The organism is Phenylobacterium sp. (genome assembly GCF_004799395.1).
Taxonomy (GTDB): Bacteria; Pseudomonadota; Alphaproteobacteria; order Caulobacterales; family Caulobacteraceae; genus Phenylobacterium.
Genome location: NZ_SSMZ01000086.1, coordinates 1 through 9,259, shown reverse-complemented (window position 1 = coordinate 9,259; position 9,259 = coordinate 1). Strand labels below are relative to the sequence as shown.

Sequence of the window (9,259 nt, the reverse complement as noted above, 5' to 3'; positions counted from 1 at the left end):
CCGATCGATGCGTGCGCCTCCATGGGAAGCCGCAGCCAGATGAGCCCTTCGGTGACCTGTTGAACCGCGAAGAGCACCGGCGTTGCAGCCAGTGGCAGATCGTGCAGCTGCCGCGTGCGGGCCATGGCGACCAGGCCCAGCGAGCCCGTCACGGCGGCCGCAGTGAAGCTCGCTGTCGCCGAAAAGCACATTCAGGATTTCCAAGGTTCCCCCGACGTCTAACAGGGTCGCGCCAGAGAGCCTCGACCTATCTCGGCGGATGACAGCCTGCAAAAGGCTTCGGTCGGGGCCGTTGGCGACGATCGTCCTGCTGACGGGTGAGGGCCAGGGTCCGCCGGGCTTGCGTCGTCCATGGCGCCCACGGCGCGCTAAGGACCACCGCGCCCATCCTGGCGTCTTTGCGTCGGCCCAGCGCCGTCGCATAAGGGGGGATGTTGAATCTGCTCTTCGTGGCGCTCGGCGGCGCACTGGGCTCGGTGAGCCGCTACCTGCTGAACGACCGCGTGCGCGCCGTCTTCGGGACGAGCTGGCCCACCGGCATATTCACCATCAACGTCCTGGGCGGGTTCCTGATGGGCTGTCTGGTCGGCGTCCTGGCGCATCGCGGCGGAGCTGACCAGGAGCGCTGGCGTGTGCTGATCGGCGTGGGCGTGCTTGGCGGGTTCACCACCTTCTCGTCCTTCTCGCTGGACGTGGCGCTGATGATCGAGCGCAAGGCCTATGGCCAGGCCGCCGCCTACAGCCTGGCGTCCGTCGTGGTCTCGGTCATCGCCCTCTTCGCGGGGCTGATGCTTATGCGCAAACTGCTGGCATGAAAGAAGTCCGCACCCTCTATGTCGACGCCGGCGAGGATGGCGTGCGGCTCGATCGCTGGTTTAAGCGCCGCTGGCCGCACCTGAACCACATCCAGATCCAGAAGCTGGCCCGCTCCGGCCAGATCCGGGTGGATGGCGGGCGCGCCAAGCCGGAGACGCGGCTGGCGGCCGGCGCCCAGGTGCGCGTGCCGCCGTTGCCGGAAGCCGGGCCGCAGCGTGAAAGGGGCGCACTCGACCCGCGCGAGATCGCCTACGCCAAGTCCCTGATGCTCTACGAGGACGATGAGGTGCTGGCGCTGAACAAGCCTGCGGGCCTGGCCGTCCAAGGCGGCACCAAGACGGTGAAGCACGTCGACCGGTTGCTGTCGGCCTGGGGCGAGGGACTGGAGCGCCCGCGGCTGGTGCATCGCCTGGATCGGGACACCTCCGGCGTTCTGGTGCTGGGTAAATCGCCCGGCGCGACGGCGAAGCTCGCGGGCGCCTTCGCCAAGCGGCGCGCTCTGAAGACCTATTGGGCCCTGGTCTACGGCCTGCCCAAGCCCGGTCAGGGCGTATTGGAATTGCCCTTGATGAAAGCCGGCGTCGGCGACCGCGAGATGGTCATTCCGGCCGATCCGAAGGACCCGCGCGCCGAGCCGGCGCAGACCGAGTTCGTCACCCTGGCGCGTGCCGCCGACAAGGCCGCCTGGATGGCCCTCTGGCCGCACACCGGACGCACCCACCAGCTGCGCGCCCACATGCTGGCCATGGGACATCCGATCCTGGGCGATCCCAAATACGCCACCGAGGCCTCGCGCGAGTTGTCCGGCGGTCTGAAGCTGCAATTGCACGCACGCCGGCTGGTCCTGGCCCACCCCTCGCGCGGGCAGCTTGTCCTCGAGGCCCCGATCAGCCCAGAACTGGCCGCCGGCTTCGAACGCTTCGGCTTCGATCAGCATGAGGCCGATCCCGAACCCTTCACGTCGAAATCCCGGAAGTCCCATCGATGAATGAGTCCGCCATCGTCGAACGCGCTGAAGCGCTTAGCGCCCAGGGCCGGACCGCCGAGGCGGTCGCGCTCACCGAGGCCCTGGTCGCCGGCCCGTCGCCCAGCCACATGGCGCTGGCGATGCATTCCGGAGCCCTCAAACGCGACGGCCGTAGCCTGGAGGCCCTGGAGTTCGATCGTAAGGCCATCGCCCGCTTCGGCGAGAATCCGATCGCCTGGCACAACCTGGCCGCCACCCTCGACGATCTCGGCCGTGCGGAGGAGGCGGTGGAGGCATGCGAAAACGCCTTTCGGCGCGGCATGGACGCCCCGCAGACCTTCGCCGTCTACGCCCGCGCCCTGCGCGCCGTCGGCAACCACCCGCGCGCTGACTACGCCTACCGCCAGGCCCTGATGCGCGCGCCGGGCGACCTCGGGGTAGCCTCGGAGTTCGCCAACCACCTCTGGATGATCACCGGCGACCTGAAGGTGGCCGATAGCGCGCTCGACGCCGCCTACCATGCCGGCGCGCCGCCCGCGCCGCTGCTCATCGCCAAGGCCACCCTCTACCAAGCCGCGGGCGACTCGGAGCGCGCCTATTCCCTGATGGAGAAGGCCAGCGAGCGCATGCCGGGCGAGGTCTTCGTGCACCTGGCCGCGGTCGAGTATGCGCTGCGGCTGGACCGGGTGGATATGGCCGAGGCCTTCTCGCGCCGCGCCGAGACGGTCGAGCCGCGCTCGCGCAGCGTCATCCAGTATTCCGCGATCGTCGATCTGGCGGCCGCACGCCCGGCCGAGGCCTTCGCAAAGCTGCAGGGCGCCCTCAAGGATCACCCGAACGATCAGTCCCTATGGGGCTGGATGGCGGTCGCCGCCCGCGCGGTTGGCGATCCACTGTACGAATGGCTCTGCGACTACGAGAAAATGGTCGGCGTCTATGATCTCGAGACGCCGGGCGGCTGGCCAAGCCTGGAGGCGTTCCTGGCCGACTTGGCGAAGGAACTGAAGGCGGTCCACGTCTATCGGCAACACCCGACCAACCAGTCGATGCGCCACGGCAGCCAGTCGATGCATATGCTCAGCGGCTCCAACGCCCCGCCGATCAAGGCCTTCTTCGAGGCGCTCGAAAAGCCGATCCGCGAGCACATGGCGAAGCTCGGCCAAGGCGACGATCCGCTCCGCCGCCGCAACACCTTCGACTACCGCCTCGTCGGCGCCTGGTCGGTCAGGCTGAAACCCAACGGCTTCCACCGCGATCATTTCCACCCGGACGGCTGGCTCTCCTCGGCCTTCTACGTCGAGACGCCTGACGAGGCGCTGCAGAGCGCCGAACGCCAAGGCTGGATCCGCTTCGGCAAGCCGCCTTTCATCACCAACCCGCCGATGGAGGCGGCCCACCACGTGCGGCCGAAGCCTGGCCGGCTGGTGCTGTTCCCGGCCTATATGTGGCACGGCACGATTCCGTTCACGACGGACGAGGCCCGCATGACCATCGCCTTCGACGCCGTGCCGAAGTAGGGGCTAGACCAGTCCCATCACCGGCTTGGCGGCGGCGCTGCTCGGGAAGATGGCGTTGTCGAGAGCGGTGCGGTCGACGCCCATGTGCTCGGCCAGCACCCCCTTGAAGAGGCCGCGCATGTCCAGCGCGGGCGCGACGTCGCGGTTCTCGAACAGGGCGTTCTGCTTCAGCGTCGGCCAGTCGCCGACGATGCCGCCGGGCTTGAGCGCCCCGCCGAGGATCAGGGCGGTCGAGCCGGTGCCGTGGTCGGTGCCCCCGGTGCCATTGGCGCGCGCGGTGCGGCCGAACTCGGTGGCGACCAGCACCACGGTGTTCTTCCACTCCGGTCCCAGGCCCGTGTGGACGCCGTCCAGCACCGCGTCGAGATAGGCCAGGCGCTGGGTCAGCAGGCCCGCCTGGTTGGCGTGGCTGTCGAAGCCGTCCAGCGAGATCGCCGCCACGGTCGGGCCGCCCGGTTCGCGCATGAAGCCGGCGAGGGACTGGCCCAGCGTCTTGGCCGCCTCGCGGCCCTGCTGAGCGCCGGCGCCTGCGGCGGGTCTGCCGCCTTGCGCCATCATCGCGCCGCCACCGTCGAGCCCCACCGTGGCGTCCTTGGCCATGGTCTCCGTGGCCAGGCCTCGGGCGAGCGCCGGGCCCAGCAGGCTGTCGTTGCGATAGAGGTCTTGCAGCAGGGTGGGCAGGCGCGCCTCGGCGTCAACGCCGCGGCCCGGCGACCAGGACGCGGTCTGGACCTTTCCGCGCAGGATCAAGGGCGCTGTGGGGCCGATGGAGATCGCGTCGACCTTGCGGTGCGCCGCCAGCGTCTCGACCGTGCGGTTCAGCCAGCCGGAGGTGGTGGCGTAGACGCCGGGCGCGCCGGTCTCCAGCACGTCCTGCGCCTCGAAGTGCGAGCGGGCGCGGTCGGGGGTGGCGACCGCCGGTACGATCCGCGCCTCGCCGGCCTTGGCCATGGCGTGAACGGCGGTGAGCTGCGGATGGAGCGCGAAGGTTCCGTCCAGCGGCAGGGCGGTCTCGCCCAGCGCCAGGCCGCCGCGCAGGCCACGGTATTCGCTGTCGCCCACCGGCGGGGCGACGGAAAGGCCGTCCATGCCGCCGCGGCAGATGACCACGATCACCTTCTTCTTATTGGCTTCGCTGTCCGCCGCCATGGCCGGCACGGCCATAAGCTGCAGCGAGAGCCCGAAGCCAGCCGCGGTCGCAAGCAGGCCCCTTCTTGTCGGGAAAAGGGGCGGTGAGGGGGTGAAGGCGTTCATCGGCGTTGGAACTCCGGACTCATCAGGAGGAGGGCGAAGCCCTCGGGGCGCGACTCGGCGCGCGCTATGGCCTTGGCGGTGTCGGGGCTGAGGCGGTCGCCCAGAGCGTCAGCCGCCAGGGCCTTGGGATCGCGGTCCTGGACTGCCCCGGCCGAGAAGGCCTGGGCGAACTGCATGCGTTTGACGATGGCGTCGGGCGCGGCCCAGGACTGGGCGTCCTCGGGCCAGCCCTTCGGCGAGGGCGCCGAGAAAGGCTTCTGCCCGAGCGCGGTCAGGATCGGACCGACCTGCTGGAAGCCCACCGGAAGCGCGCCCGCGGCCCGGTAGCTCGAGACGATGAACTCATAGGGCGTCTTGAATTTCGCCGGCGCCGGGTCCCAAGCCTCCGGTGCGGTGATCAGGGCGTCGGCGACCTTGGCCAGATCGCCGCCGCTGCCGGTCCAGGCCGCCTGCAGCCGCGCCACCAGGGCCGGCGGCGGATCGTCGGCGACGAAATGGCGTGCGAGCTTGGCGCAGATGAACTGTGCGGTCTGCGGCTTGCCGGCCAGGTCGGCGAGGATGGCGCCAGCCTGGGCCTTGCCGCTCTCGTCATATCGCACGCCCATGACCATCCGCGATCCAGGCTCGTGGGCCTGCCCCCGGAACACCGCTTCCCCATAGACCCCGTCGCGCTCGCCGCCGATGGAGAGGCCGGTCATGGCGCGGGCGAACTCAGTGACGTCGGCCTGGGTGTAGCCGCCGTTCACGCCGACCGTGTGCAGCTCCATGATTTCGCGCGCGAGGTTCTCATTGAGGCCAGGCGTGCGCTGGGCGGCCTTCTGCAGGTTCGCGCCGCCGAAACCGGCGGGACCGCGACCGGCGAAGCCGTTGCGCATGTTGCGCGCCTGCTCGCTGTCCGGCCCGATGGACTGGATCTGGTCGAGGTAGGTCAGCATGGCCGGATGGGTCTCGGCTGCGACCAGCAGCTCCTCGAAGCGACCGAAGACGTGCGGCCGGATCGCCTCTTCCTCGAAGGGGCCGACGACCGTTCCGGTGATGGCCTTGGTGGCCGAGACGGTGAAGTGGTTGGCCCAGAACAGAGTCCAGCGTTCGCGGAAGCCCGCGTCGGTAGAGGCGGCCAGCTGGGTGCGCGCGGCGAAATCGCTGGAGATGTCCTGGCGCAGCATGTTGCCGACGACCTTGACGGGATCGCGTGCGTCGCCCTTGCCTGGGGCCGCGTCGGCCATGGCGGGGCCGACCGCGTCCATGGGGGCCGCCGCGGGCTTGGCTGGGCGCACGTCGGAGGCCTTCTCGAGCCGTACCTCGCGCCGTTCGCGCTGGTAGGTGCGGAATTCGGCCATGCGCTGGATGCTGGTCGGCGCGGGGCCGGCGGGCTGGTCGGCGCCGGAACGGCGGATCTGGGCCTTGAGGAAGCCTTGCGGGTCGCTGCGGGCCTTATCGATCTCCCCGGGCCGGGCTCCGAGCCCAAAACGGGTGACCGCGATGGCCGCTTTCATGTCCTGATCGGCAAGCGCCACTTGATCGTGCTCCTTGCGCTGATCCCTCTCGCCCGGCATGCCACCGGAAAGCGGCTGAATGCGGGCCGGGACGTAACGGAGTAATTCAAGACTTGGCGCGAGGATTTCACGAACCCGGCGACAAGCCCAGGCGGTTCTACGGCGCCGTTTCTGTCGCTTCGATGAACGGCGGCTTTACCGTGATGCTCGACGGCCGCACCCTGCGCGGTCCGAAAGGCGCGCAAACTGTGCTGCCGAACGCGGCGCTCGCGGAACTGGTGGCCGAGGAATGGGCCGGGCAGGGCGAGCACCTGGCGCTCGCGGCGATGCACGCAACCCGGCTGGCCAACACCGCGATCGAGGCTATCCCACAGGCCCGGGACGCCACGGCCCAGCAGATCGCCGACTACGCGGCCTCGGACCTGCTCTGCTACCGCGCCAGCGAGCCGGCAGGCCTGGTCGCCCGCCAGCAGGAGCGCTGGGACCCCGTCCTCAGTCGCGCCGAGGCCGAGATCGGCCTGCGGTTCATCCCAGTCAGCGGCATCGTCCACCAGCCGCAGCCACAGGAAACCCTGGAGCGGGTGAAGGCGCTGGCGCTCGAACTCGATGACTTTGGACTGGCCGGTCTCGCGTTCGGGGTCCCGCTGTTCGGTTCGGCGGTGCTGAGCCTGGCCGTGCAGCGCGGCTGGCTCTCCGGCGAGGCGGCCTACGACCTCTCACGGCTCGATGAAGCCTGGCAGGAGGAGAAGTGGGGGATCGACGACGAAGCCGCCGAACGCACGGCGCGGCTGCGCGGCGAGGCGATCATGCTCGACCGCTGGTTCGCCGCCCTTTCCTGAAGCGCAGTCTCGCATCACAGGGTCGGCGACCGCCGTTCTCCTCCTGGCGCCGTTCTTGCGGCATTCGGCCTCAATGCGGGGCGATTGTCTCGGAACGGAGCGAAATTCGTCGTGATCGGCTCGGTCACCACCTACGGCGGTCTCAGCCTGACACAGGGCGCGATGACCTATGCGGTCACGCCGGGCGCCTCGGCAGGCGCGTCGGGCGACCAGCCGCAGCCCGATTCGCAGGGTCAGGCCCAATCCGCGGCCAGCGCCCAACAGGCCGCCTCCGAGCTGGCCGCCACCAACGCTAACCTCACGCCCGCCACCATGTCGGCCCTCATCCAGGCCCAGGCGAGCCTCGTCCAAGACGCGCCGGCCATGATCCGCCAGCACACCGCCGAGACCATCGGCCAGATGATCTGGCGGCTGGACCAGGCCCCGCCGCTCAGTCCTGCGCCCATGGCCGTGCGCCAGCTCCAAGCGGCGCGGATGGCCCTGACCCAGAGCCTCGTCGACCTGCGCGCCTAGGCGATCTCGCAAGCTTGCCTCTGACGCGGCAGCGCTCTACCCCTTGCTTCCGTTCAGGGAAGGGGTCTTAGGCGCGTGAAGCATATCCTCGAAGAGCTGGAGAAGCGGCGTGAAGAGGCGCGCGCCGGGGGCGGCGAACGGCGGATCGCAAGCCAGCACGCCAAGGGCAAGCTGACCGCCCGCGAGCGGGTCGACCTCTTGCTCGACGAGGGTTCCTTCGAGGAGTTCGACATGTTCGTCGAGCACCGGGCCACGGACTTCGGCATGGCCGAGCAGAAGATCCCCGGGGATGGCGTGATCACCGGCTGGGGCCGCATCAACGGCCGGGTGGTTTTCGTCTTCTCCAAGGACTTCACGGTGTTCGGCGGTTCGCTCTCGGGCGCCCACGCGAGCAAGATCCTCAAGGTGCAGCGCCAGGCGATGAAGGTCGGCGCGCCGATCATTGGCCTCTTCGACGCGGGCGGCGCGCGCATTCAGGAAGGCGTGGAGAGCTTGGCGGGCTACGCCGACATCTTCCTGGAGAACACGCTGGCCTCCGGCGTCATCCCGCAGATCAGCGTGATCATGGGCCCCTGCGCGGGCGGCGACGTCTATTCGCCGGCCATCACCGACTTCATCTTCATGGTGAAGGACACGAGCTACATGTACGTGACCGGCCCGGACGTGGTGAAGACGGTCACCCACGAGGATGTCAGCCACGAGGACCTGGGCGGCTACCGGGTCCACGCCATGAAGTCCGGCGTCGCCGACGGCGCCTTCGAAAACGACCTGGAGGCGCTCACCCAGGTCCGCCGGCTGGTGGATTTCCTGCCGCTGTCCAACCGCGAGAAGCCGCCGATCCGCGAGAGCTACGACGAGCCGGAACGCGACGAGGCCAGCCTCGACACCCTGATCCCGGCCAATCCCAACAAGCCCTACGACATGAAGGAGCTGATCTCGAAGGTCGTCGACGAGGCGGACTTCTTCGAGATCAGCCCGGACTTCGCCAAGAACATCGTCGTGGGTTTCGCCCGCCTCGACGGCCAGCCGGTGGGCATAGTCGCCAACCAGCCCATGGCGCTGGCAGGCGTGCTCGACATCGACGCCTCTCGCAAGGCCGCGCGCTTCGTGCGCTTCTGCGACGCCTTCGAATTCCCGCTGATCACCTTCGTCGACGTGCCGGGCTTCATGCCGGGCACCAAACAGGAGCAGGGCGGCCTGATCCGCCATGGCGCCAAGCTGCTCTTCGCCTTCGCCGAGGCCACCGTGCCGAAGATCACGCTGATCACCCGCAAGGCCTATGGCGGCGCCTATGACGTGATGAGCTCCAAGCATATCCGCGGCGACATCAACTACGCCTGGCCCACCGCCGAGATCGCGGTGATGGGCTCGAAGGGCGCAGTGGAGATCATTTTCCGCAATCAGACGGCCGAGCAGCTGGTCGAGCACGAGGCGCAGTACAAGGCCCGCTTCGCCAACCCCTTCGTCGCCGCCTCCCGCGGATACATCGACGATGTGATCATGCCCCACGGCACCCGGCGGCGGATCGTGCGCGCGCTGAAGAACCTCAAGGGCAAGACGCTCACCAATCCCTGGAAGAAGCACGACAACATTCCGCTGTAGTCAGGAACCTCCGCCGGACGGCTCCGGTTGTGGGCGTAAGCATGCCCCACACATCGGAGGACCACCCCATGGCCGGCAACAACTGGATGGACGATCGCGAGCGGCAGATCCGTGAGCGCGACGGGCGCGGAACGAGCGACTACCGCAGCCGCTCCGACGAAGACCGCACCTGGGATCGGGAAGAAGAGCCGGGCGCCTATGCCGCCCGCCGGAGCGGCCCGAACCGCGACCGGGTGTTCGGTGAGCGCGAGAGCG

At 69.1% G+C, this 9,259-nt stretch carries 10 protein-coding genes; 7 read left to right on the top strand and 3 right to left on the bottom strand.

Features of this window, described 5'->3' with window-relative positions:
• A partial coding sequence (locus E8A12_RS06140) for a DUF6629 family protein (RefSeq protein ID WP_363211656.1) occupies positions 1-191 on the bottom strand: 191 nt, incomplete at its 3' end.
• Between the two features lie 240 nt (positions 192-431).
• On the opposite strand from E8A12_RS06140, the gene crcB reads away from it, so the two are divergent.
• From crcB to E8A12_RS06125, 3 genes are read left to right on the top strand one after another with little or no spacing between them, the layout of a single operon-like run.
• Positions 432-815, top strand: a complete 384-nt coding sequence (gene crcB / locus E8A12_RS06135) for a fluoride efflux transporter CrcB (protein ID WP_293367007.1) — start codon at positions 432-434, stop codon at positions 813-815.
• Positions 812-1,804 carry an RluA family pseudouridine synthase gene (locus tag E8A12_RS06130; protein WP_293367006.1) on the top strand — a complete coding sequence of 331 codons (993 nt, stop codon included), beginning with the start codon at positions 812-814 and terminating at the stop codon, positions 1,802-1,804. Before crcB ends, E8A12_RS06130 begins: the two co-directional genes overlap by 4 nt.
• Positions 1,801-3,300 (top strand): putative 2OG-Fe(II) oxygenase, encoded by a 1,500-nt coding sequence (locus tag E8A12_RS06125; RefSeq protein ID WP_293367004.1) that lies wholly within the window; start codon positions 1,801-1,803, stop codon positions 3,298-3,300. The genes E8A12_RS06130 and E8A12_RS06125 overlap by 4 nt, the downstream gene beginning before the upstream one ends.
• 3 nt (positions 3,301-3,303) lie before the next feature.
• Here E8A12_RS06125 and E8A12_RS06120 read toward each other — a convergent pair whose 3' ends face one another.
• Together E8A12_RS06120 and E8A12_RS06115 are read right to left on the bottom strand one after the other, a co-directional pair.
• Entirely contained in the window at positions 3,304-4,554 is a 1,251-nt protein-coding gene (locus E8A12_RS06120; RefSeq protein ID WP_293367003.1) for a DUF1501 domain-containing protein, read from the bottom strand.
• Positions 4,551-6,071 carry a DUF1800 family protein gene (locus E8A12_RS06115; RefSeq protein WP_363211653.1) on the bottom strand — a complete coding sequence of 507 codons (1,521 nt, stop codon included), beginning with the start codon at positions 6,069-6,071 and terminating at the stop codon, positions 4,551-4,553. The genes E8A12_RS06120 and E8A12_RS06115 overlap by 4 nt, the downstream gene beginning before the upstream one ends.
• A gap of 92 nt (positions 6,072-6,163) precedes the next feature.
• Between E8A12_RS06115 and E8A12_RS06110 the strand changes: the two genes are divergently transcribed.
• The 4 genes from E8A12_RS06110 to E8A12_RS06095 all read left to right on the top strand — a co-directional run.
• Complete coding sequence (locus E8A12_RS06110; protein ID WP_293366999.1) at positions 6,164-6,889, top strand: ATP12 family protein; 726 nt, start codon at positions 6,164-6,166, stop codon at positions 6,887-6,889.
• Between the two features lie 111 nt (positions 6,890-7,000).
• The gene (locus tag E8A12_RS06105) at positions 7,001-7,402 is read left to right on the top strand and encodes a hypothetical protein (protein ID WP_293366997.1); all 402 of its coding nucleotides are present in this window, start codon (positions 7,001-7,003) and stop codon (positions 7,400-7,402) included.
• Positions 7,403-7,477: 75 nt separating this feature from the next.
• Complete coding sequence (locus tag E8A12_RS06100; RefSeq protein ID WP_293366995.1) at positions 7,478-9,004, top strand: acyl-CoA carboxylase subunit beta; 1,527 nt, start codon at positions 7,478-7,480, stop codon at positions 9,002-9,004.
• A 68-nt stretch (positions 9,005-9,072) separates the two neighbouring features.
• Positions 9,073-9,259: hypothetical protein (locus E8A12_RS06095; RefSeq protein WP_293366994.1), on the top strand; the 187-nt coding region annotated here is incomplete at its 3' end.

What these genes read in the sequence shown, in the direction of transcription:
- crcB (WP_293367007.1), top strand. Translation starts at nt 432, where the DNA reads ATGTTGAATCTGCTCTTCGTGGCGCTCGGCGGCGCACTGGGCTCGGTG.
- E8A12_RS06130 (WP_293367006.1), top strand. Translation starts at nt 812, where the DNA reads ATGAAAGAAGTCCGCACCCTCTATGTCGACGCCGGCGAGGATGGCGTG.
- E8A12_RS06125 (WP_293367004.1), top strand. Translation starts at nt 1,801, where the DNA reads ATGAATGAGTCCGCCATCGTCGAACGCGCTGAAGCGCTTAGCGCCCAG.
- E8A12_RS06120 (WP_293367003.1), bottom strand. Translation starts at nt 4,554, where the DNA reads ATGAACGCCTTCACCCCCTCACCGCCCCTTTTCCCGACAAGAAGGGGC.